Origin of the sequence: Paraburkholderia phymatum (genome assembly GCF_040965635.1) — a bacterium.
Taxonomy (GTDB): domain Bacteria; phylum Pseudomonadota; class Gammaproteobacteria; order Burkholderiales; family Burkholderiaceae; genus Paraburkholderia; species Paraburkholderia phymatum_B.
The window spans coordinates 76,329-99,062 of the sequence record NZ_JBFRCH010000025.1; the positions used below are offsets into that span (position 1 = coordinate 76,329).

General features: G+C 62.4%; 19 protein-coding genes and 1 pseudogene. 7 read left to right on the forward strand and 13 right to left on the reverse strand.

The window, feature by feature from the left end; genetic code table 11:
- Positions 1-134 precede the first annotated feature (134 nt).
- Positions 135-1,850: a GMC family oxidoreductase gene (locus AB4Y32_RS29975; RefSeq protein WP_368724793.1), complete on the reverse strand. Its 1,716-nt coding sequence runs from the start codon at positions 1,848-1,850 to the stop codon at positions 135-137.
- A 145-nt stretch (positions 1,851-1,995) separates the two neighbouring features.
- Entirely contained in the window at positions 1,996-3,519 is a 1,524-nt protein-coding gene (locus tag AB4Y32_RS29980) for a CoA-acylating methylmalonate-semialdehyde dehydrogenase (protein ID WP_368724794.1), read from the reverse strand.
- Between the two features lie 203 nt (positions 3,520-3,722).
- On the opposite strand from AB4Y32_RS29980, the gene AB4Y32_RS29985 reads away from it, so the two are divergent.
- Together AB4Y32_RS29985 and AB4Y32_RS29990 are read left to right on the forward strand one after the other, a co-directional pair.
- Complete coding sequence (locus AB4Y32_RS29985) at positions 3,723-4,622, forward strand: LysR family transcriptional regulator (protein ID WP_368724795.1); 900 nt, start codon at positions 3,723-3,725, stop codon at positions 4,620-4,622.
- A gap of 323 nt (positions 4,623-4,945) precedes the next feature.
- Positions 4,946-5,476, forward strand: a complete 531-nt coding sequence (locus AB4Y32_RS29990) for a class IV adenylate cyclase (protein ID WP_368724796.1) — start codon at positions 4,946-4,948, stop codon at positions 5,474-5,476.
- Positions 5,477-5,495: 19 nt separating this feature from the next.
- Here AB4Y32_RS29990 and AB4Y32_RS29995 read toward each other — a convergent pair whose 3' ends face one another.
- Positions 5,496-5,987 carry an Lrp/AsnC family transcriptional regulator gene (locus AB4Y32_RS29995; RefSeq protein WP_368724797.1) on the reverse strand — a complete coding sequence of 164 codons (492 nt, stop codon included), beginning with the start codon at positions 5,985-5,987 and terminating at the stop codon, positions 5,496-5,498.
- Between the two features lie 144 nt (positions 5,988-6,131).
- On the opposite strand from AB4Y32_RS29995, the gene phhA reads away from it, so the two are divergent.
- Together phhA and AB4Y32_RS30005 are read left to right on the forward strand one after the other, a co-directional pair.
- Positions 6,132-7,022: a phenylalanine 4-monooxygenase gene (gene phhA / locus AB4Y32_RS30000; protein WP_368724798.1), complete on the forward strand. Its 891-nt coding sequence runs from the start codon at positions 6,132-6,134 to the stop codon at positions 7,020-7,022.
- Between the two features lie 71 nt (positions 7,023-7,093).
- Positions 7,094-7,417: pseudogene (locus tag AB4Y32_RS30005) on the forward strand (4a-hydroxytetrahydrobiopterin dehydratase); the annotation flags it as partial.
- Positions 7,418-7,534: 117 nt separating this feature from the next.
- Here the strand turns inward: AB4Y32_RS30005 and AB4Y32_RS30010 are convergent.
- Complete coding sequence (locus AB4Y32_RS30010; RefSeq protein ID WP_368724799.1) at positions 7,535-7,756, reverse strand: DUF3717 domain-containing protein; 222 nt, start codon at positions 7,754-7,756, stop codon at positions 7,535-7,537.
- A 116-nt stretch (positions 7,757-7,872) separates the two neighbouring features.
- Here AB4Y32_RS30010 and AB4Y32_RS30015 point away from each other — a divergent pair, with 116 nt between their 5' ends.
- Both AB4Y32_RS30015 and AB4Y32_RS30020 read left to right on the forward strand, forming a co-directional pair.
- On the forward strand, positions 7,873-8,559 hold the full coding sequence (locus AB4Y32_RS30015) for a response regulator transcription factor (protein ID WP_007581727.1): 687 nt from the start codon (positions 7,873-7,875) through the stop codon (positions 8,557-8,559).
- Between the two features lie 250 nt (positions 8,560-8,809).
- Positions 8,810-10,309: a sensor histidine kinase N-terminal domain-containing protein gene (locus AB4Y32_RS30020; RefSeq protein WP_368724814.1), complete on the forward strand. Its 1,500-nt coding sequence runs from the start codon at positions 8,810-8,812 to the stop codon at positions 10,307-10,309.
- Between the two features lie 56 nt (positions 10,310-10,365).
- Here AB4Y32_RS30020 and AB4Y32_RS30025 read toward each other — a convergent pair whose 3' ends face one another.
- The 8 genes from AB4Y32_RS30025 to mnmC all read right to left on the reverse strand — a co-directional run bounded on the left by AB4Y32_RS30025 (position 10,366) and on the right by mnmC (position 20,584).
- Positions 10,366-10,848, reverse strand: a complete 483-nt coding sequence (locus tag AB4Y32_RS30025) for an SET domain-containing protein (protein ID WP_368724800.1) — start codon at positions 10,846-10,848, stop codon at positions 10,366-10,368.
- A gap of 260 nt (positions 10,849-11,108) precedes the next feature.
- The gene (locus AB4Y32_RS30030; protein WP_368724801.1) at positions 11,109-12,221 is read right to left on the reverse strand and encodes an NADH:flavin oxidoreductase/NADH oxidase; all 1,113 of its coding nucleotides are present in this window, start codon (positions 12,219-12,221) and stop codon (positions 11,109-11,111) included.
- Between the two features lie 128 nt (positions 12,222-12,349).
- A complete protein-coding gene (locus AB4Y32_RS30035) occupies positions 12,350-13,054 on the reverse strand; it encodes an MOSC domain-containing protein (protein WP_368724802.1) in 705 nt (234 codons plus the stop codon).
- Between the two features lie 30 nt (positions 13,055-13,084).
- Positions 13,085-13,798 (reverse strand): glutamine amidotransferase, encoded by a 714-nt coding sequence (locus tag AB4Y32_RS30040; RefSeq protein ID WP_368724803.1) that lies wholly within the window; start codon positions 13,796-13,798, stop codon positions 13,085-13,087.
- Positions 13,799-13,931: 133 nt separating this feature from the next.
- Complete coding sequence (locus tag AB4Y32_RS30045; RefSeq protein WP_368724804.1) at positions 13,932-14,576, reverse strand: MarR family winged helix-turn-helix transcriptional regulator; 645 nt, start codon at positions 14,574-14,576, stop codon at positions 13,932-13,934.
- A 670-nt stretch (positions 14,577-15,246) separates the two neighbouring features.
- The gene (locus AB4Y32_RS30050; RefSeq protein ID WP_368724805.1) at positions 15,247-16,362 is read right to left on the reverse strand and encodes a YbdK family carboxylate-amine ligase; all 1,116 of its coding nucleotides are present in this window, start codon (positions 16,360-16,362) and stop codon (positions 15,247-15,249) included.
- 171 nt (positions 16,363-16,533) lie between these two features.
- Complete coding sequence (locus AB4Y32_RS30055; RefSeq protein ID WP_368724806.1) at positions 16,534-17,736, reverse strand: cation:proton antiporter; 1,203 nt, start codon at positions 17,734-17,736, stop codon at positions 16,534-16,536.
- Positions 17,737-18,616: 880 nt separating this feature from the next.
- Positions 18,617-20,584: a bifunctional tRNA (5-methylaminomethyl-2-thiouridine)(34)-methyltransferase MnmD/FAD-dependent 5-carboxymethylaminomethyl-2-thiouridine(34) oxidoreductase MnmC gene (gene mnmC, locus AB4Y32_RS30060; protein ID WP_368724807.1), complete on the reverse strand. Its 1,968-nt coding sequence runs from the start codon at positions 20,582-20,584 to the stop codon at positions 18,617-18,619.
- Between the two features lie 489 nt (positions 20,585-21,073).
- Between mnmC and AB4Y32_RS30065 the strand changes: the two genes are divergently transcribed.
- On the forward strand, positions 21,074-21,352 hold the full coding sequence (locus AB4Y32_RS30065; RefSeq protein ID WP_007581741.1) for an HU family DNA-binding protein: 279 nt from the start codon (positions 21,074-21,076) through the stop codon (positions 21,350-21,352).
- A gap of 82 nt (positions 21,353-21,434) precedes the next feature.
- Here AB4Y32_RS30065 and AB4Y32_RS30070 read toward each other — a convergent pair whose 3' ends face one another.
- The gene (locus AB4Y32_RS30070) at positions 21,435-22,733 is read right to left on the reverse strand and encodes a GTP-binding protein (protein ID WP_368724808.1); all 1,299 of its coding nucleotides are present in this window, start codon (positions 22,731-22,733) and stop codon (positions 21,435-21,437) included.
- Between the last annotated feature and the right edge of the window lies 1 nt (position 22,734).

The following is a 22,734-nucleotide window of genomic DNA, read 5'->3' on the forward strand; positions in this document are numbered from 1 at the left end:
CAACGCGGACGGTCATCCATGCCGCACCACGCAGCATGGATGCCATTGTCTCGCCAATGATGCAGCGCAATCATTGGGATTTGCACTTAGTGTTTAATGCGACCTTTGCCGAATGAAACGTTAAACGTTGCGTGTCATGCAACGGACATCGTAGACGCGGCATGCGTTTCGATCGTGACAGCGTCTCTTCGCGCGCGACGGTCGGCGCGAATCATGTCGCTCGCGCGCTCAGCGATCATCAATGTCGGCGAGTTCGTGTTGCCCGATGTGATGGTCGGCATCACGGATGCATCCACGATGCGCAGTCCTTCGACACCAAGCACGCGCAAGCGGCTGTCGACTACGGCGCCTGGATCATCGGCCGTGCCCATGCGGCATGTGCCGACAGGATGGAAGATGGTCGTGCCGACATTGCCCGCGGCGATCTGCAATTCTTCCTCGCTTTGAAACTGGATGCCGGGCAAGATTTCTTCTGGCCTGTATCGCTGCAACGCAGGCGCGGCCGCGATACGGCGCGTGAGACGCAATCCATTAGCGGCCACATGACGGTCGTAATACGTCGACAGATAATTCGGCGCGATCAACGGTGGTGCATGCGGATCGCGCGACTCGATGTGAATGCTGCCGCGCGATGTAGGCCGCAAATGACACACGGATGCCGTGAACGCATTGAAGCGATGCAGCGGCTCGCCAAACTTGTCGAGCGAAAGCGGCTGCACGTGATACTCGAGGTCGGGACGCGTGAGCGATCCGTCGTCGACATCGGACTTCGCGAATGCACCGAGCTGCGACGGCGACATTGACATCGGCCCGCTCTGCATCAACAGATATTGCAGGCCGATCATCATCTTGCCCCACCAATGCGCCGAGGCCGTGTTCAACGTGCGCACGCCGTGCACCTTGTACGCCATCCGCAGCTGCAAATGGTCCTGAAGATTTTCGCCGACGCCGCGCAGATCCTTCACCACTTCGATGCCCAGGCCCTGCAAACGCGCGCCGTTACCGATGCCCGACAGCTCGAGCAATTGCGGCGAGTTCACCGCGCCCGAACTCATGACGACTTCGATGCGCGCCTTCGCGAAGTACTCGACATTGTCGCCGCGATATTCGACACCCACGCAGCGCTTGCCTTCGAACACCAAGCGCTGCGTGTGCGCGCCCGTAATGACGGTGAGATTCGACCGCTGCATCGCGGGGCGCAGAAACGCCTTCGACGCGTTCCAGCGAATGCCGCGCTTCTGGTTCACGTCGAAGTAGCCGACGCCCGTGTTGTCGCCGCGATTGAAATCGTCGGTGGCGGGAATGCCTGTTTCCTGCGCGGCTTCAGCGAACTTCTCCAGGATCTTCCATTTGAGGCGCTGCTTTTCGACGCGCCATTGACCACCCGCGCCGTGAAATTCATTCGCGCCACCGTGGTGATCTTCGCTACGCTTGAAGACAGGCAGCACGGCATCCCACGACCACGACGGATCGTTCGTCACGCGCGCCCATTCGTCGTAGTCCTCGCGCTGGCCGCGCATGTAGATCATGCCGTTGATCGACGAGCAGCCGCCCAATACACGGCCGCGTGGGTAGGACAACACACGTCCGTTGAGTCCGGGTTCTGCGCGCGTTTTATAGAGCCAGTCAGTGCGCGGATTGCCGATGCAATAGAGGTAGCCGACGGGCACATGAATCCAGTGATAGTCGTCTTTGCCGCCGGCTTCGAGCAGCAGCACGGTGACGTCGGGATCTTCGCTCAGGCGATTGGCGAGCACGCAGCCTGCCGTACCCGCGCCGATGATGATGTAATCGAACTCGCCTTCTAGTTTTCTTGCGCTCGTTGCGCGCGATGCTTCTGTCGTGCTCACCCTTGTCTCCTTCGCATGGCCACGTTGCATGGCGTCTCATTGCGGCTTGGGCGTTCGGTGCGTCTCGTGCTTTCTTCTACTGTGCTGCACGGCATTGCCCTCGAACGAGGACAATGCCATTGCTCTGCTATTGCGCCGAAGCCACTTACTTCGCAACGGGCATCGTGAACTCAGCGCCCTTCGCGATACTGTCCGGCCAGCGCTGCATCACGCTCTTGTAGCGCGTATAGAAGCGCACGCCTTCTTCGCCATAGGCATGGTGATCGCCAAATAGCGACTTCTTCCAGCCGCCGAACGAGTGCCACGCCATCGGCACGGGAATCGGCACATTGATGCCGACCATGCCGATCTGAATCTGCCGCGAAAACGCGCGCGCGATGCCGCCATCCGACGTGAAGCACGACACGCCATTCGCGAACTCGTTCTTGTTGATCAGCTCGACGGCGGAAGCGAAATCGGGCACGCGCACGACACACAGCACCGGACCAAAAATCTCTTCGCGATAGATCTTCATGTCGGTCTTCACGTCGTCGAACAGCGTGCCGCCAAGGAAGAAGCCCTTTTCGTGACCCGGCACCTGATGACCGCGTCCATCGACGACGAGTTTTGCGCCCGCCTCGATACCCGCATCGATATAACCCGACACCTTCTCGCGATGCGCGGCCGTGACGAGCGGACCCATTTCGGCCTCCGCTTCCATGCCGTTCATGATCTTCAGCGACTTCACGCGCGGCGTGAGCTTCTCGATGAGTTCGTCGGCGATGTGGCCAACCGCAACGGCCACCGAAATCGCCATGCAGCGCTCGCCCGCCGAACCATAGGCCGCGCCGATCAGCGCATCGACAGCCTGATCGAGATCGGCATCCGGCATCACGACGAGGTGGTTCTTCGCACCGCCCAGGGCCTGCACGCGCTTGCCGTGCTTCGTGCCTTCCGTGTAGATGTATTCGGCAATCGGCGTCGAGCCGACGAACGACAGCGCGCTCACGTCGGGATGCGCGAGCAGCGCATCGACGGCCACCTTGTCGCCATGCACGACGTTGAATACGCCGTCCGGCAAGCCTGCTTCCTTCAGCAGTTCGGCAACGCGGTTCGATGCCGAAGGATCGCGTTCAGACGGCTTCAGCACGAACGTATTGCCGCACGCGATCGCGACGGGGAACATCCAGCACGGCACCATCATCGGGAAATTGAACGGCGTGATGCCCGCGACGACACCCAGCGGCTGACGCAGATTCCAGTTGTCGATGCCGCCGCCAATCTGATCGGTGAAATCCGTCTTTAGCAGGTTCGGAATGCCGCACGCGAACTCGACGATCTCGATGCCGCGCATCACTTCGCCCTTCGCATCAGAGAACACCTTGCCGTGCTCGCGCGTAATCAGTTCGGCGAGTTCGTCGTGGTGACGGTCGAGCAACTCCTTGAACTTGAAGAGCACGCGTGCGCGTTTGATCGGCGCCGTTTCGCTCCATGCGGGAAACGCGGCTTTAGCGGCGGCGACGGCCGCATCCACTTCCGCGACGCTCGCGAGCGGCACGCGCGACGTCACGTCGCCCGTCGCCGGATTGAACACGTCGCCGAAGCGCTGGCTCGTGCCATCGACGGGACGGCCGTTGATCATATGCGTTAGCGCGCGCGCTTGCGCCCGGGTCTGATCGGTCTCGCTCATGGTGTCTCCTGTATCGATCGGAGTTGGCGCTTTAGCGCTTACCCCAGTCCCATGCAAGTAGTTGCGAAGTGGTGCTTTTGGTAGTCGATGCTGCGGCGCAATACACGCGCCCTTCACATCGTCATTCAAGCGTAATCGGCAAACGCCTCCTGAATCCAATGAGTAATGCTCAACTGCGATATAAGGCGCGTTAATATCAACGGATGGACCTGACCTTGCTCCGCGCATTCGCAACGGTCGCGCGAGAAGGCAATCTGACGCGCGCCGCGGCGCAATTGCACCTGACCCAGCCGGCCGTCAGCCTGCAGATAAAGAACCTACAGGCTGCGCTCGGCGTGGCGCTGTTCACGCGCACGTCTCATGGGCTCACGCTTACGCGCGACGGACAGGCGCTGCTGCCTCACGCGGAGCGCGCGCTCGCGGCCGCGAGCGACGTCGAACGCGCGGCGGCCACGCTGCGTCAGGAAGTGCGCGGGCGCTTGCGCATCGGCACGATACTCGACCCGGCGTTTCTGCGGCTCGGTGGATTTCTCAAGCAACTCGTCGAAACGTGGCCGCATATCGAAACGCAGTTGCGGCACGGCATGTCGGGCTGGGTGCGCGATCAGGTGCGGGCAGGCGAACTCGACGTCGGTTATTACATCGGCCAGCCCGCCGACGACGAAGCGCGCGACGGCGCCATCTTCCATGCCGTCACGCTGACGCACTTTCAGTATCGCGTGCTCGCGCCCGCCGGCTGGAAGGATCGCGTGAAAGGCGCGCACGACTGGCGCGCGCTCGCTGCGCTGCCGTGGATCTGGACGCCGCCCGCGTCCGCGCACAACCGGCTGCTCACGCGCCGCTTCGCCGAGGCCGGCGTCAAGCCTATCAAGGTCGCCGAAGTGGACCAGGAACCGTCGATGCTCGATCTCGTCAAATCGGGCGTCGGACTCACGCTCGCGCGCGATTCGACCGCGCTTGCCGAAGCGCACACGCATGCGCTGACGATCGTCGAAGGCGTGACCGTGCCGACCGAACTGACGTTCATCACGCTCGCCGCGCATAAGGATGAGCCGGCGATCGCCGCCGCGTTGAAGCTAATCGAACAGCAGTGGTCGACCTGAGCAGCGAGCGCTTGTATGCACACGACGGGCCGCATCGCGCGATATGAGCCGACCTCATGACACTGCGGCATTTTCCGCGTCTTTGAGGACCCTTCAGGCGCCATGGCCTTTAACTACATCGTCATGAGCTTTTTGCTAGATTGACGCTTTGCCGTTTTCCCTCTGTTTCTTGAATTCGCTTCAAGTCCCGTTTCAAGTCCCGCTTCAAATCCCTTTTTGGCTCTGACGGGCCTCTGACGATCGGCGGGGCCCACTCAGCTCATCGAGGCAAGCGGTCCCGTTGTCAGAAACCGTTCACGCTCACCTTCCGACAGGAGCTACACATGGCACGCAACATCGAAATCAAAGCCCGCGCGCAGCAATTCGAGCAGCTTCGCGAGCGCGCCGCAGCCCTTTCGCCTGACGCTCCGCTGATTTTCCGCCAGCAGGACTTCTTCTATGACGTGCCGCGCGGCCGTCTGAAGCTGCGCCAGTTCGACGACGGCACGCCCGCCGAACTGATCTTCTATCAGCGCGACGACCGCGACGGCCCGAAAGCGTCGTACTACACGCGCAGCCCGGTGACGAACCCCGAGGCGATGCACTCGCTGCTCGCCACGGCGCTCACAACGCGCGGGATCGTCACGAAGGAGCGCCACGTCTATATCGTCGGACGCACGCGGATTCATCTGGATCGGGTGGATGGCCTCGGCGATTTCGTCGAGCTCGAAGTCGTGCTCGCGCAGGATGACGACGAAGAAGGTGGCGAGGCCGAAGCGCACGCGATGTTCGCGAAGCTCGGCGTGCCTGAATCGGATCTCGTCGCGGTCGCGTATGTCGACATGCTGAATCAGGAGCCGTTGAAGGCCGCCTGATCCGCAAAGGGCCCGCTGGTCATGCGGCTGGCGCGCCCGGCGACAGATGACCGAGCGGCAGCGGGCCGTTGCGCTTGAACGTCGTCAGCACGATGTTCGAGCGCACGCTGTCGACGCCTGGCACACGCATCAGCTTTTTCATCACGAACGACGACAGCGCGTTCAGATCCGGCGCCACGATGCGCAGCAGATAGTCCGCATCGCCGACCACGGCGTGACATTCGAGCACCTCGGGCAGCACGTCGATCTGTTGCTGGAACTGCTCGATGATCGAATCGCCGTGATGCTTCAGCTTCAGGCTCGTGAACGCAGTTACGCCAAGCCCGAGCTTTTCCGGCCGCAGAACGACGCGATAGCCGTCGACCACGCCGATTGCCTCGAGCCGTTGCAAGCGCCGCCCGATCTGCGACGGCGACAGCGGCACCTGTTCGCCGAGTTGCTGGTGTGTCGCGCGCCCGAAGCGCTGTAGCACGTCGAGAAGCGCCAGATCGAAGTGGTCGAACTCTACCATGTGATTTCTCCGCATCTTTTAGCCGCTTGATGCGTGATTATCGCATCAGCAAGTTATGCCGCGCCGAACTTGCGCCCTTTCCGCGTCCCGCCCGCTCTAAACTTGCACGGTCCAATTCCCCGACCGAAGCAGGTGCAGCAAGCCATGTCCGTTACGAACACCGCGAAGCTCAAGGAGCAATTCGACGCCGGCCTCGAAATCCGCGCGGACTTCACCATCGACCAGCCGATTCATCGCTACGGCGCGGTCGATCATGCGGTATGGAAGCAGCTCTACACGCGGCAGACGGCGCTGCTCAAAGGGCGAGTCTGCGACGCGTTTCTGGAAGGCGTCGAGCGCCTGAATCTGTCGCCGGAAAGCGTGCCCTCGTTCGAGGCGATCAACGAGCAGTTGATGCCCGCGACGGGATGGCGAATCGTCGCCGTGCCGGGCCTCGTGCCGGATCAGGTGTTCTTCGAGCATATGGCGAACCGCCGCTTTCCTGTCACCTGGTGGATGCGCCGCCCCGATCAGCTCGACTATCTGCAGGAACCCGACTGTTTTCATGACCTGTACGGCCATGTGCCGCTGCTGATCAACCCCGTTTTCGCCGACTACATGCACGCGTATGGCCGCGCCGCCCTCGCCGCGCGCGATGCAAATGCGTTGCCGCTGCTCGCGCGTCTCTACTGGTACACGGTCGAGTTCGGTCTGATCCGCGATACCGCGAGTCCGAACGGCGTGAAGATCTACGGCGCGGGGATCGTGTCGAGCAAGGGCGAAACGCTCTACAGCCAGCAGAGCGACGCGCCTAACCGCATCGCGTTCGACCTCGAGCGCGTGATGCAGACGCAATACAGAATCGACACGTTCCAGAAGACCTACTTCGTCATCGATGATTTCTCGCAACTGTTCGACGTCGCGCGCACCGATTTCGCGCCGCTGCTGGCCAGGCTCGCCGACGCGACGCCGCTTCCGGCGGGCGACGTGCGGGCGACGGATCGTGTCATCACGCGCGGCACAGGCGAAGGCTGGGCGTCGGACGGCGACGTCTGACGCGGCCCCCAGCAACGCACTTTCAACCGTGAAAAAATAGAACAACTCCGTGCGCGGGCGCTGCGCCAGCGCGCGCGGCCTCAACAGGTGACACGATGACGATCCAGAAACTTTCTTCCGATGAACGCGTGACACAGGTCGCGCAACTGAACGGCTGGCAGAACGTCGATGGCCGCGATGCGATCACGCGGCAATTCAGATTCGCCGACTTCAACGAAGCATTCGGCTTCATGACGCGCGTCGCGATCAAGGCGCAGGAGATGGACCATCACCCGGAATGGTTCAACGTCTACAGCAACGTCGAGATCACGCTGTCGACGCACGATGCGAACGGAGTCACCGAGCGTGACATCCGGCTCGCGCGTTTTATCGACGAAGTGGCTAGCGGGAAATAATGCCGAAGTGATGCGCAGCAGGTTGATCCGAACAAAACGGTTCACGCCGGAAAATACGGATGAAAGCCCGAAGTGAAAGCGTTTTGCAGGTCATCAGGCGACCAAACCTTCACTTCGTTAGGCCATTTTAATGGACACGTAAGAATCCCACGCGGCGCGGGCATTCTCGTCCAAACCTTCCTGCGTCAGCACCGTCTGACGCTGTACAATCATCAGCGCATACGGCTTGGAGAGCGCGCTTGCCTCCTTGCACAGAACGAGTTCGTCGCCGCTCGAAGGCGAGCGGGTACGCCAGAAATTGATCGCGGCTTCCAGTTCGTAGATCGTAATATCGGACATGGCTTGCTGATCTGTCGAAGGCCGTATCGAACGGCACGTCGCACGGCATTCTGTGCAGCAGGCGCCCCGGCGAACCGCGTGCCTCATGCCTAACCCATTGTACTTGAGCGAAATCCATGCGACTCCTTCTGATCGAAGATGACCGCCCAATCGCACGCGGCATCCAAAGCAGTCTCGAACAAGCCGGCTTTACGGTCGACATGGTCCACGACGGCATCTTCGCCGAACAGGCCCTCACGCAAAACCGCCACGAACTCGTGATCCTCGATCTGGGCTTGCCTGGCATCGACGGCATGACGCTGCTCTCGCGCTTCCGTCAGAGCAACCGTCATACGCCCGTGATCGTGCTGACCGCGCGCGACGAGCTGAACGACAGGGTGCAGGGCCTCAACTCCGGCGCCGACGACTATATGCTCAAGCCGTTCGAGCCCGCCGAACTCGAAGCGCGCATTCGCGCCGTGATGCGCCGCAGCGGGCCGCACGGCGACATGCCGCGTCCCGAAGTGTCGCTGGGCGGCGTGCGTCTGTCGGGCGTCGATCGCCGCATCTTCAACGACGACAAGCCGCTCGAACTGTCGCCGCGCGAATTCGCCGTGCTCGAAATGCTGCTGCTGCGCCATGGCCGCGTCGTCAGCAAGGCGCAACTGCAGGATCATCTGACGCATTTCGGCGGCGACCTCGGCGATACGGCCATCGAAGTCTATGTGCATCGCGTGCGCAAGAAACTGGAGAACTGCCGCGTCGAGATCGTCACGGTGCGTGGCTTCGGCTATCTGCTCCAGGAAATCCGACAGGCGTCATAATTGTCGTCAGACCGTCTGGTCTGACGGCGTCCGGGCTGTCCGACAGGCGACCGCGAGCGCATCGAAATGCGCGGCGGTCGCCTGTGCCATTCAGCCCGGCAGCGGCCAGCCAGGATCGCGCGAGCCTCGCGTTGCATATGTGCATGCCTCGTGCGACCCGTCGAGCGCGCGCCGCTGAAACCCGCCGTTCAAACGTGCGCTGATGCTGCCGATCGTCAGTCGGCGCCAGCCTTTTATCGCGGGTTCGATCATGCCCTATCCCGCCGCGAATAGCCTGCGCCGCCAGCTGCTGCGCCGGCTCGCCGCTCCGCTTTCGCTGCTCGCGCTAATGAGCGGCCTCATCGCCTACTGGCTCGCGTGGCAATACACGCAGCATGTCGTCGACCGTTCGCTCGCCGATCTCGCCACGGCCATTTCGAAGCAGATCCAGATCGCCGGTCCCGAGGCGCCGATCACGGTGCCGCCGCTCGCGCAGGCGATGTTCTCCGATCCCGTCGAACAGCTCGTGTACCGGATCAGCACGGGCGATGCCGAAATCGCCGGCGACCCGAAGCTGCCGCTGCAAGGCACGAACGTGAGGCGCATGCACTACGCGTACGTATTCGAAACGCAGCACGAAGGCACGGCCGTGCGCGTCGCACAGGTGCGCGTCGATCAGCCGACGGGCAATCCCGTCGTCATCGAAGTCGGCCAGCCTGTGCGTCATCGCTTTCGCATCGCCGCCGAGTTTCTGATCGCCATCATGATGCCGCTGCTGCTTCTGCTGCTCGCGGGCTGGGTCATCGTATGGCGCGTCGTGAACCAGCAGCTCAACCCCCTCACCGATCTCGCCGATTCGCTGAACCGGCAGACGCACACATCGCTCGAACCCGTCGACGAAACCTTCGTTCCCGTCGAAATCCGTCCGCTGACGGGCGCGCTGAACGGTTTGCTCGACCGCCTGAAAACCGCGCTCGACGCGCAGCGCAAATTCATCGCTGACGCCGCGCATCAGCTGCGCACGCCGCTCACCGCGATCAAGCTGCATGCGGAGCAGGCGGCCGTCGCACGCGATCCGCAGCAGACGCTCGCGGCCGTCAAGGAACTGCGCGCGGCCGCCGATCGCGCAGTGCGTCTGTCGAACCAGTTGCTGTCGCTGGCGCGCGCCGAGCCGGGCGAACAGGCCGCGCGTTTCGTCAATCTCGATGTCGCGTCGCTCGCGTTCGACACGGGCGCCGAATGGGTGCCGCGCGCGCTCGCCGTGCATGTCGATCTCGGTTTTCAACGGCTCGACGATCCGTCGAACGATCATCCGCTAGTCGCGCGCGGCAATCCCGTCTTGCTGCGCGAAGTGATCGCGAATCTGCTCGACAACGCGTTGAAGTATGTGCCGCCAGCGCGGCTCGACGGCGCGCGCATCACGATGACGGTCTCGCAGACCGAGGTGGATGGCGTCGCGATGGCGGAAGTCACCGTCGAGGACAACGGCTCCGGCGTGCCGCCGAAACAGCAGCCCGATCTCTTCAAGCGCTTCTTCCGCGGCGACGGCCAGGGGCAGAGCGACGGGAGCGTCGATGGCGGCGCGGGTCTCGGCCTTGCCATCGTGCACGACATCATGGTGCTGCATCGTGGCAGCGTGCATTACGAAGATGCGCCCGAAGGCGGCGCGCGCTTCATCGTGCGCCTTCCTGTCGCGACGGGCGCCGTGCTGGTCGAGCGCGATTCCGTGCGCGATACAAAAAAACCGGCGCATGCGCCGGTCGATCCGTGACTACTGTCGGATAGCGGGATCATGAACGCGCTGCCTTCGTCACGGCAGCGCGCAGCTCACTTTTTCTTCTTCGACTTCTTCTCGCTTTTCTTGTCCGGCTCGGCGAGCATCGTGCCCCGGCATTTGCGCGCGCCGCAGCGGCACTCGTATTCTTTCTTCAGCTTCTTCGTCTGCCGCGCGTCGATCACGAGTCCGTAGTCGTAGAACAGTTCTTCGCCGGCGTCGATATTGCGCAACGCGTCGATATATACGTGGCCGTCGATTTCTTCCGCCTCGCAGTTCGGCGCGCACGAGTGGTTGATCCAGCGAGCGCTATTGCCCTTCACCTTGCCGTCGATCACGTCCCCGTTGTCGAGCGCAAAGTAGAACGTGTGATTCGGTTCGTCCGGATTGTGAGGATGGCGCCGCAACGCTTCCTTCCACGAGATCCGTTCGCCCTTGTATTCGATCAGCCGCTCGCCGGCCGCGATCGGTTCGAGTGCAAACACGCCTTTGCCGTGCACGCCCGATTGACGCACAGCGATCCTGCGTGAACTCATTGAATCAATCCTTTGTAGAACGTTGGGTGAGCAAGCTCTTGTTCGGCGATGCCGACGTGTGTGCCGCGTCCGTCACGCTGGTTTTCCGACGCGGATAGCAAACGCGGCGCCGTGCTGGCGCCGCGTCGACATGTGATGCACGAAGCGTCACAACCGAAATCGTACACGGATGATGCGCCTTCGTTCAACCGTCAAACATGACCATCCGCAATTGCAGTGAACGGTTCACGGCAAATCCTTCGCGCGGCAAAGCGAACGTGTCAGCGCTGGCCGAACGAGATGTCGCCGAACAGCGTCTTTTGATCACGCGGTTGCGAACGCCAGTATTGCGGCGGGGCATCGACGCTCGCGCCGAGCTTCGCAGCCGCGTGCCACGGCCAGCGCGGATCATAGAGCATCGCGCGCGCCATCGCGACGAGATCCACGTCGCCTTCTTCGATGAGGCCGTCGGCGTGCTCGGGGTCCGTGATAAGGCCAACGGCGATCGTCGTCATGCCCGTCGCCGCCCTCACCGCTTTCGCGTACGGCGCCTGATAACCGGGCTCGAGCGGAATCTTCTGCAACGGCGACACGCCACCCGACGACACGTCGATCCAGTCGCAACCGCGCTTCTTCAACTCTTGCGCAAACGCGATCGTGTCTTCGATCGTGATGCCGCCGTCGACCCAATCGATCGCCGACACGCGCACGCCGACCGGCTTGTCGGCGGGAAACGCCGCACGCACGATGTCGAAGATTTCGAGCGGAAAACGCATGCGGTTTTCGCGCGAGCCCCCGTATTCGTCGCTACGCTGGTTGGCGAGCGGCGACAGGAACTGATGCAGCAGATAACCGTGCGCGGCGTGCACTTCGAGTGCATCGATGGCGAGACGCGCGGCACGGCGCGCTGTCGCCGCAAACGCTTCGCGGATGCGATTGAGACCAGGAATGTCGAGTGCAAGCGGCGGCTCTTCGCCAGCCTTGTGTGGCAGCGCCGATGGCGCGTGCGGGAGCCAGCCACCTTCGGCGACGGGTATCAGTTGCCCGCCTTCCCACGGCACGTGACTCGATGCCTTGCGGCCCGCATGCGACAGCTGCATCGCGACGTGCACCTTCGAATGCTTGCGGATCGCGGCGAGCACGGGCTTCAGCGCTTCTTCCGTCGCGTCGTCCCACAGACCGAGATCGGCGGGCGTGATGCGGCCATCGGGCTCGACAGCCGTCGCTTCGACGCACAGCATGCCCGCACCCGACAGCGCGAGATGACCGAGATGAATCATGTGCCACGCCGTCGCTTCGCCGCGTTCGGCGGAGTACTGACACATGGGTGACACGACGATGCGGTTTGGCAGCGTCACGCTACGCAGCGTGAGCGGAGTGAAGAGAGCGCTCATGGCTTGGGGATGCCCGTTCAAACTCAAGAGCGATTGAGGATAGCACCCGGTCCGATTTGCTGCAGACGGTCGCCCGCTTCGCAGCCTTCACATGAGAACCGCGCGGCGAATGAAATGAATCAGCAGAATCAGAGTTGAGCAGCGGGCGTGTCGAGGCGCTTCGTCCACGACTCGACCTGGCCGCTTTCGATGCGCCTGATCGCGATCTTTCGCCACGAAGCCGTGAGCGTATCGAGCTTCGCCATGCCTTCGAGCGCGCGCAGATCATCGCGATCGACGTACAGCACGCGCAACAGACGCTCGACGGTCCACTCGGCATGAGGACGCGCGAGCCGTTCGATCGTATCGCCCGCGCCGATCTCACCCGCTTCGAGCACGCGGTAATACCAGCCGGTGCGGCGCGTGTCCTGCACCGCGCGCGACATGTCGGCGCGGCCGAAACGCAGGTTCAGTTTCCAGCACGGCTGTCGCGGCTGAGACACCTGCACGATCGTGCCGCCGATCCGGTACACGTCGCCGACGCAGACGTTCGTTTCCGTCATGCCGGACGTGCTGATGTTCTCGCCGAACGCGCCGGGGCCATCGAGCCGCGCGAGACCGAACGCGCCGTCCTGCCATTGCGCGCGCCACGCCGCGTAGTGATCGAACGCATAGTGATGCAGCGCCTTTTCGGGACCGCCGTGATGCTTGAGTTCGGCTTGCTGATCGCCTTCGAGTCCCGTTTCGCCGAGCCACACGCGCCCCTCGACGGGCGTCTTGCCAATTGCGCTCGTCTTGCCATGCTCGCCGAGCGGCGCAATCTTGCCGGTCAGCACGGCATCGACGGTAATCACGCAGCTATCCACGGCGGTCTATCGGAAGATTCAGGACTTCGTTGCGAGCTGATCGAGCCATTCACCGAACATCGTGCGGGCCGCGGCCTCAAGCTTCGGGCCGTGCCTGGCCGTATCGGCGCGCAGCTTGCGCACGTCGAGGCCATGACCTGCAATTTCGCCGGCATTTCCGATCAGCCACGGCTCGAATCGGTCGGTGCGGATCTCCGGATGGCATTGCAGGCCAAGCACGTGCTTGCCCCATGAAAAGGCCTGGTTCTGACAGGCGGGCGTCGATGCAAGATGCACCGCGCCTTGCGGAAGATCGAATGTATCGCCGTGCCAATGAAGCATCGACGTGTGCGCGCCGTCGAGATGGCGCAGCGGAGAACGCTTGCCCGCGTCGGTGAGCGTCAGCGGCGTCCAGCCGATTTCGGTGTTGCCCGACGGATAGACGCGCGAGCCGAGCACGCGCGCGATCAGTTGCGCGCCAAGACAGATGCCGAGCGTAGGCAAGCCCGCTGCGATACGCTTTTCGATCATCGCGACGAGCGGCCCGAGGGTCGGGTAACGGTCGTCGTCGTACGCGCTGATCGGGCCGCCGAGAATCACCATGAGCGATGGCATCACGGGGTCCGGCGCCTCGATGCGCGCAAAGCCGACGTCGAGATAACGGACGGGCCGCCCCCGGTCGCCGAGCACCCGTTCGAGACTGCCCAGATCCTCGAAGTGCACGTGGCGAATGGCCAGAACTTCGTGATTCATCGGCAAATCCCACCGTCAGGTTGACTAAACACGCCGAACGACGCGTCGGAAGACACGCCGCCTGCCGATGCACAGGCGACGCGCGTTCAGCCGGCGCCGATCGATCGGCGGCCGGCTTCGCAGTTTAGCCGACTCAGGCTTGCTGCGCGAAGATCTTCCAGGTCTTTTTCTGCGTGGCGGCGTCAGCCGTCTCGTGCACCGAGCAGTCCAGACGCAGATCGGTGTCTGCCATCGACAGCTCGAGCAGCATGCAGCGATGCGCCGCTTTCTTCGGGTTCTTGCTCGGGTCGAAATGCGTGCAGGTCACGCACATCCGGTGCGGCGGAATGTGGCCTTGCACTTCGAGCTGGCGCACGGTCTTCAGCAGCGTGCGATAGAACGTCGATTGTTCTTCGTCGCGCAGCGTGCCAACCGCCTTCGCAAGAAAGTCCGGCCATTGCGCGGCGCGCTTGGCCGCAGTGCGGCCCCGTGCCGTCAGACGCACGGCGAGCGCTCGTCCGTCGTCGAGGGCGCGGCGCTTTTCCACCAGGCCCTTGCTTTCCAGCGTGCTCACAGCATCGCTCGTGGTCGCGGCCGTCAGCGCGGTTTCGCGCGCGATTTCGCCGAGACGCATCGGCCCCTTGCGCTGCATCAGCAGCACGAGGATCTCGCCTTGAGTCGGCGTCAAACCCGCGCCTTCCGCCCACTCCCATGCCTGGCTCCGCATAGCCGTGCTGAGTCGCAACAGGCTGTGGGTCACCCGCCCGGTTGCCTGCTCTCCGTATACGCCTTCGCTCATAGTCTTTCGTTCGTTTGTTGACTGCATGCCGTTGCACGTCGACATCCGATATGCGATGCCGGCGCGCCGACAGTCTGTTGGGGACGACGATTCGCCGGTCGATCCGGCTCGCCAATATCTACTATCTCAAAAAATACCTGTGATGCAGGCCTGTTCGGCCGCTTGCACAGGTGCTGCTAACGCTCTGTGTTCCGTTTGCGACTGTTTCGCTTTCCTGCCCGAAGACGGGCCGCAACGACGAAAAACGACATTCTATTCGAGAGCGGCGAATCGTACAGCTAAGTTATCCCATGCAATCTGTGGATAACCCCGGGAAAAGACCGGGACGACTTGTGTGCCGATTCTTGATAACACGAGCTCTGACGAAGCTCAGGCAAATCGTTGTCCCAGGTTCCCGGTCGCGCTGCACGGCCGATCCGCTCGGTTATCGTTTACGCAGTGCATTGAGTTTTCAGGGAATTATTCGGTTGTCCACAGGCAAACGCAATGCTTGTTAACTACTACTACGTTTGTATACGTAAACAATTGGAAATACCTGAAGCACCCGTCACCGGCATTCGACAAAAAAAAACCGCAACAAAGCGGGTTCGTCCGCGCGATGTCCCTTCGCCTGTTTGTCGCGCAGCTTCGGCTGCCGGGAGCGCATACCGCATCGAATGGTCCGCCTGGCTCACGCGCGCCATTGCAGGCACTGCTGCCGCACGACCTCATGCAGTGATTTTTCCTGCTTGACGACGTTGCGCAGCCACGTCGCATCGTTTTCCTGACCGCGCGCGATCGCGCCGATTTCCTCCAGCGCGTTGCCCGAAGCCAGCGCATCCGCGTGAGGCGCGATGCGTTCGAGCGTGTGGATGATGTCTTCGGAAATCGTGCGACGTTCGCCCGTCTGCGGATCGATGCAGGTGCCGGCGAGGCCGAACCGGCAGGCCTCGAAGCGGTTGAACGTGTAGACGAGGTAGTCGTCTTCCTTTGGCGTCAAGGGCTTGTCGAGCAGCAGATGCCGCGCGAGCGTCTGGATGTAGCACGCGATGGCGGCCGCGCGATCCACCGAAAGCGGCGTGTCCATCACCCGCACTTCGATCGTGCCGAAGCCGGGCTTCGGCCGGATGTCCCAGTAAAAGTCCTTCATGCTGTTGACGACGCCCGTATGCACCATCTTCGAAAAGTATTCCTTGAAGCTTTCCCACGTGAGGACGAAAGGCGCGCGGCCCGACATCGGAAACGCGAACACGGAATTCAGGCGTGCCGAGTGAAAGCCCGTATCGACGCCCTGCACGAACGGCGACGACGCCGACAGCGCGATGAAATGCGGGATGTAGCGCGACATCGAATGCAGCAGGAACAACGCGCTATCTGCATCCGGACAGCCGATGTGCACGTGCTGGCCGAACACCGTGAACTGTTTCGCAAGATAACCGTAGAGTTCCGAAAGGTATTGAAAGCGCGGCGTATCGACGATCTGCCGTTCGCTCCATTGCTGGAAAGCGTGCGTGCCGCCGCCGCACAGGCCGACGTTCAGGCGGTCGGCTGCGGCGACGAGCACATCGCGAATCGCTCTCAAATCGGCGACGGCCTGCTCGTGCGTCGTGCAGATGCCCGTCGACAGCTCGATCATGCTTTCGGTGATTTCCGGCGTGATGTTGCCGGGAATCTTTTCGTCCTTGATGAGCCGCATGAGATCCGTGCCCGCTTTGGTCAGATCATAGTCGTGCGTATTGACGACCTGCATCTCGAGTTCGACACCGAACGTGAACGGTTTCGAATCGACGAAGGCTTCGAGTGACATGGCGTTTCCTGATTCTTGTCGGCCGGACGGCGAACGATGTCGAACGCGTCCGGCCGGATTGACTGTCGGATGCGGCGGCTAGGCGCGGGAGGCGCGCAAGAAATCTGCCGCGCTTTTTGCAGCCCTTGTTGTTGCGCTCATCTTGCCGCGCCCATCCGCGCTGATAAGTATTCACTCGCGCCGCTCGCCGACGAGCGCGAGCGAGCGGTACACGAGCCAGGGCCCGACGAGCTGCAATACGACGATCGTGCACATGACGATCGCGCGCAGCGTCGGGTCGAAATTTGGATAAAGCTGGTAGGTGTCGTCGACGAGCAGATACGCGAGCGCCGACATCGGCGACAGCGACAGGCCGAGCGCCATGCCCTGCTTCATGTTCAGACCGCTAGGCCTGGCAAACGCGAGCACGCCGACCAGTTTCGCGATGAGCCGCGCGACGATCAGTCCGACGGCCGCGATACCGCCTATCACGATGTCCTTCCATTCGAAGGTCGTCAAGGTGAGCACGAACAGAATCACCGTCAACAGCCAGCCTGCCGTGCCGAAATGCTGCGGCCAAAGCTGCGGACGCGCTTCCAGATTCTTCACGATGATGCCGGCGGCAAGCAGGCTAAGTATTGTCGACAGCTTGAAGACATGCGCGACCGCGATCGCCAGCAGAACGAGACCGAACAGCGCGACGAACGAGTGCTCGTCCTGAAGATTCACACGCTTGTAAAAGAACGTGATGGCCCGCGCGACCAGGTACGCGAGGATCAGCGAACCGATCAGCAGATAAAGCGGCTGAAGAATCGTCGCAAGCAGGTTGCCGTAGGCCTCCTGATGCAGCCAGCCCGACGCGAGCTTTTCGACGATCACGGCATACATGCTGTTCAGCGCGGTGAGCGTCATCAGCCGCTGCGTGACCTGGCCTTCCGCGCGCAACTCGGTTTTCAGCTGGATCACCATCGCGGGCGACGTCGCCATCGCGATCGACGCGAGCACGAGCGCCGTCACCGTCGGCACTTTCAGGAACAACAGCACGAGCAGCACGAGCACGAACGTGAGCGTCGATTCCGCGACGCTCGACACGATGAGCCATGTATTGCGGCGAATCCAGCGCAAGTCCAGCCGGCTGCCGAGTTCGAACAGCAGAAGACCGAGCGCGACATCGAGCAACGGACGCGCGGCCGACGACGACTCCGGGTCGATCACGCCGGACCCCGCCGCGCCCGCGATCAGTCCGATCACGGCATAGCCGGAAACGCGCGGAAGATGCCATGCGCGGTAGCACAACTCGCCGACGAGCCCCGCAGCGAGCAATGCGAGGCCCGCCCAGAAAATGGCATCGGGCGTGAGCGGCCAGGCTGGAAAGAATGAAAACGCCGACTTCATCGTGGTGGCTTCTCCTTTACGACAACCGCTGGCAACGCGAACGGGCAAACGCCGGCGGCACGCGAGGCGCAAGCTGTGTCCGTTGCCGCGATTGGTTCGCGTCTGCCGGCGTTGCGAGTTGTCAACGATCGGATGAAAAACTGAAACGAACACGCCGATGCCGCGTGACTACGGGCGGCCCGACGTGAGTGAAAAGAGCGCCGTCGACTTTTGAATCAGATTCTGGTGGTCCGGCAACCGTTCCATTGGCGCGCCGGTTGCTGAAGCAAAACACGACGCGGAAGAACGGCGATTGTGCCATAGCTTTTTTACGGTTGACGGAAAAGCGTCGAACAGACGTCAAAGCGGTAAAAACGTACGCTAATTATCTGACAACAGGAAAAACCGACCGCAGCTAGCCCGCTGCTTGCGGCTGAACGCCTTGCTGCGTCGACTCATATCGGGTTCGCCTGGAGAGATCCTGCGTTGGATCGTCATTGAGTCCGGGCGTTCAAGCCGCCTGCGCTTTTGAACCTTCGCGCGTAGCGTTCGCTCGCAAAGCGGACTTTTGCACAGAGAAAAACGATGCCGCCGCGCGTCGATTGACCGGGGGCTTCTCATCTGTAGGTTTACCTGTATGTATACGTAGTAGCAGTTAACAAGGCCGCCGCATTTCTGTGGACAAGCTGGGTTTACCGAAACGAATCAGCGTCTTGACGAACGCATAACCGGATGTGTTTGATGTGCGCGCCGGATAGGCTTCAGCGGATAACTTTTTGCTTGATTCGGAAGCCGTCGAGTTACCCCGTTTACGTCCACATCGATTCCACACGAGTTTCGCGTGCAATGCTCCCGGTTATCCACAGATTGCCGTGGATAACTTTTCGACGGGAATGAAAGATCAGCGCGCCGTCCCTTGACGCAGCGCGCGAAGCAGAAAGCGCGCGGGGTCGAGGGCTTCCGCGAGTTCGCGCTCGACCGGCCAGGGCTCGCCTTCGATCTGCGACGCGATCAGTTCCGCGCTGAGCGAAGCCCATATCAGTCCGCGCGAGCCGAACGCAAATGCGCCATAGAGTCCCCGTGTACGCGGCAGATCGAGCGGCCACGCGCCGCGCAGCTTGTCGGCGTCGCGGATAGCGGCCGATTCGTCGGCGAACGCACCGATCATCGGCAAGCGATCGCTCGCCACGCAGCGAAACCCGACGCGCCCGTCCAGCGACGCCTGCCGGGCAGTATCGATCGCTTCGCCCATCTCGGGCAGCAGGCACGCGATGCGCTCGACGTTTTCGATATGCGCGTCGGCGCGCAAGGCGATGTCGGGATCGTCGATGTCGTAGCTCGCGCCCGTCAGCGTGACGCCGTTGGGCAGCGGCACCGCGTATCCCTCGCCGATCACGGGCACGCGCAGCGCTTTTGCAGCGCTCTCGGGCAGCAGCGTCAATTGGCCGCGCACGCTGCGCGTCGGCGCATGGCGCAAGCCGGCGACACGCGCCGCTTCATGCGCATTGGCAAAGATGACGACAGGTGCGCTGGCGATCGCGGCGCCTTCAGCACCGAGCACGATCCACTGGTTGCCCATGCGTTCGATGCGCGCCACTTCGACATTGAAGCGCCGCTCGAGCAACGCGTGCGACGCATCGCACTGCGCCGCGCACAGCGACGCAGGCGAGATCCAGCCGCCATGCGGAAAGAACCAGCCGCCTCGTGCAACGCGCATGTTGGCAATGCGCTGCGCATCGTCGGAGGAAACGGGTGTCACGTAGTCCTGTGGATAGGCGAACGCGGCAAACGCCCGAGCCATCGCCAACGCTTCGTCTTCGTCGGCGGCGATTTGCAAAAGACCTTCGGGCCCGCGCATAGGACGATGACCGCGCCGCTCGAGCGACGACCAATGTCGCAAGGCATAGAGAAAGCCGGCGCGTGTGATGCGCGAGCCGACGCTGTCGTCGCGCGACATCATCGGATGAAACACGCCGGCGGGATTGCCGGATGCATCGCCGGCGATTGTCGGATGCCGTTCGAGCGACGTCACGCGCCAGCCGCGCGCAGTCAGACGCTCGATCGCGGCGCAACCCGCGAGCCCCGTGCCGATGACGATCGCATGCCGTTCATCGACGGCAAGCGGCAGCGGCGGCTCGTGACGCCGCACGCGATAGCGCGGCGCAAAGCGTCCGACGAGCATCGCCCGCTTCCATCCGAAACCGTCGACCTTCCGATACTCGAAGCCGGCCTGCTGCAGCCCTCGTTTGACCTCGCCCGCGCTCGTATAAGTGGCGAAGGTCGCCTGATCGCCGGCGAGGCGCGCGAGCGACTTGAAGATCGCGGGCGTCCATAGCTCAGGGTTCCTGGCGGGCGAAAAGCCATCCAGATAGAACGCATCGGCGCGCAGCCAGAGCGAGTGGAGCGTTTGCGCGGCATCGCCGAAGACGAGCGTGAGTGTTACGCAACCGTCTTCGAATTCGAGCCGATGCACGCCGGGCACGAGCGTCGGCCACGCATCGGCGAGCTGCCGGGCGAGCGGCGCAATCGATGTATCAGCAACGGCCGGCGCGCTTGCCGCGATCAAATCGGCTGCCGAGAACGGATGCTTTTCCGTCGAGACGAAGTGCAGCCGCTCGCAGCGATCGGGGTCCGCGCGCCATGCGGCCCACGTCGCGAGAAAGTTGATGCCGATGCCGAAGCCCGTCTCCAGCACGGTAAAGAGCCGCCGCTTTTGCCAGCGTCCAGGCAGATCGTTGCCTTTGAGAAAGACATACTCCGCCTGCTCAAGCGCGCCGACCGCGCTGTGATAGATGTCTTCATAACGCGGGGAATACGGTGTGCCGTTGTCGCGAAAGGCAAGTACGGCGGGAACGAGCGGCTCGGTCATGCGCGATGAAATGCAGTGCGGAAGAATGTATTTGGGAGGAATCCGGGAGAAAGCCGGTGTCGGCGAACGTCCTCATCAACGCTGATCGCGACGCGGAAAGCCCGGGCCAATACCCGTTAAAGCCCGTCCAGACGCCGCCTGGAGGCCGTTCCAGGCCGGTCGAACGTTGGCAAAAACCAACGCTGACGGGGCGTTGAGCGCTGCCAATAGCGTCTATTCGATGCGCTCGAAGTCAAAAAAGCTGCTTTCCATGCTGTATAAGGCGTTGCAGCGTGTAATTCTTCGAAACCCTTATCCAGATTGGGTTTGCGCTGCGCTATCATAGCAAGCGCCGCGAGGGAAGCGGCAGCACGGTGCTCTGCGCGGTGCCTGGCGTGCCGCGGGAGTGCGGGGTATTCCCGAGCCGTCGCTGCTCGACGGCGCGGCGCGCGCACGTATAATCGGCGCGTTCGCGCTGTTCGTGTCAACCTAAACCAGAAAGGAACCTTAATGAACAAACAGGAACTGATCGACGCCGTCGCAGGTCAGACGGGCGCCAGCAAGGCTCAAACCGGCGAAACGCTGGACACGCTGCTTGAAGTCATCAAGAAGGCTGTGGCGAAGGGTGATGCAGTCCAGTTGATCGGCTTCGGCAGCTTCGGTTCGGGCAAGCGTGCAGCGCGTACGGGCCGCAACCCGAAGACGGGCGAAACCATCAAGATTCCGGCCGCAAAGACCGTCAAGTTCACGGCTGGCAAGGCGTTCAAGGACGCAGTCAACAAGCGCTAAGCATCAGCGCCTGATTTGTTGACACCCGCCATCGGCGGGTTTTTTTTCGTCTGCGCTTCGCGATGGTGTCTGTCGATCTTGCTCAATGCTGGTGGTGATGACCGTCGCCATCGTGATGGTGATGATGCGCATGACCGTGGTCGTGATCATGTTCGTGGTCGTGTTCGTGTTCGTGACCGTCGTCGTCGAGATCCCACGCGGGGAACGGGTCCGGCAGTTGTCGCCAGCCTTGCGCGCCCAATCCATATTCGGCGTCCGTCAACAGGCAAGCATCGAACTTTGCGCGCCACTTCGCCGGTTCGATATCGACGCCGATCAGCACCAGCTCCTGGCGACGGTCGCCGATTGTGAAGTCGCCGGCGTCGCCAAACCAGTCCGCCGCGATTTCCTCCAGCAGTTCGTCGTCCCCTTCGGGCCACTCGCTGCGATCCTGCGCGGCCCACCATGTTCCAGCAGGCACGGGACGGCATGCGCCGCCCGCCTGCGACAGCGAACCGCCGATGTCGTTGCGCGTCGCGAGCCAGAAGAAGCCTTTGCCGCGCAGCACGCCTTTCCATTCCTCGTGAAGCAGCGCCCATAGACGCCCCGGATGAAACGGCCGCCGCGCGCGATAGACGACGTGCCCGACGCCTTTGCCCTCGCCCGCTTCCAGATGACTGAGCGGATCATGCAGCAACGCGAGCCAGCCCGCCGCATTCGACGTCGCGTCGTAATCGAAGCGCCCCGTATCGATCACCTCGTCGATGGGCGCGTTGCCGTAGCTGCTGGCGATCTGCGCCGCGCGCGGATTGAGCGCTGCGAGGATTGCTTGCAGATGCGCGAGATCGTCGGCGGAAACGAGGTCTGCCTTGTTGATCACGAGCACGTCGCAGAACTCGATCTGTTCGATCAGCACCTCGACGATCGTTCGGTCATCGTGTTCATGCGCGGCGATGCCGCGCTCGGACAGCGCATCCGTCGACGCATAGTCGCGCAGAAAATTCGCTGCGTCGACAACCGTCACGGCGGTATCGATACGCACGCGCGGGGCCAGCGATTCGTCTTCGATGATCGACTCGACGAGATCCATCGGCTCGTCGACACCCGATGCTTCGATCACGACGGCATCGAAGCGATCAGCCGCCGACGCGACTTCCAGCATCTGTTCGAGCAGATCTTCTCCGGCTTGCACGCACACACAGCCGTTCGGCAGTTCGATGCGCGATGCCGTGGAAGACGCGGGTGTTGCGTTGTCGATATCGACACGAACGGCAGCAAGATCGGCGACGATCACCGCGACGCGCGGGCCGCCGCGATTCGAGAGAATCTGATCGACGAGCGCGGTCTTGCCGGCGCCCAGAAAACCGGAGATCACGGTGATGGGCAAAAGCGGCTGGTTCATC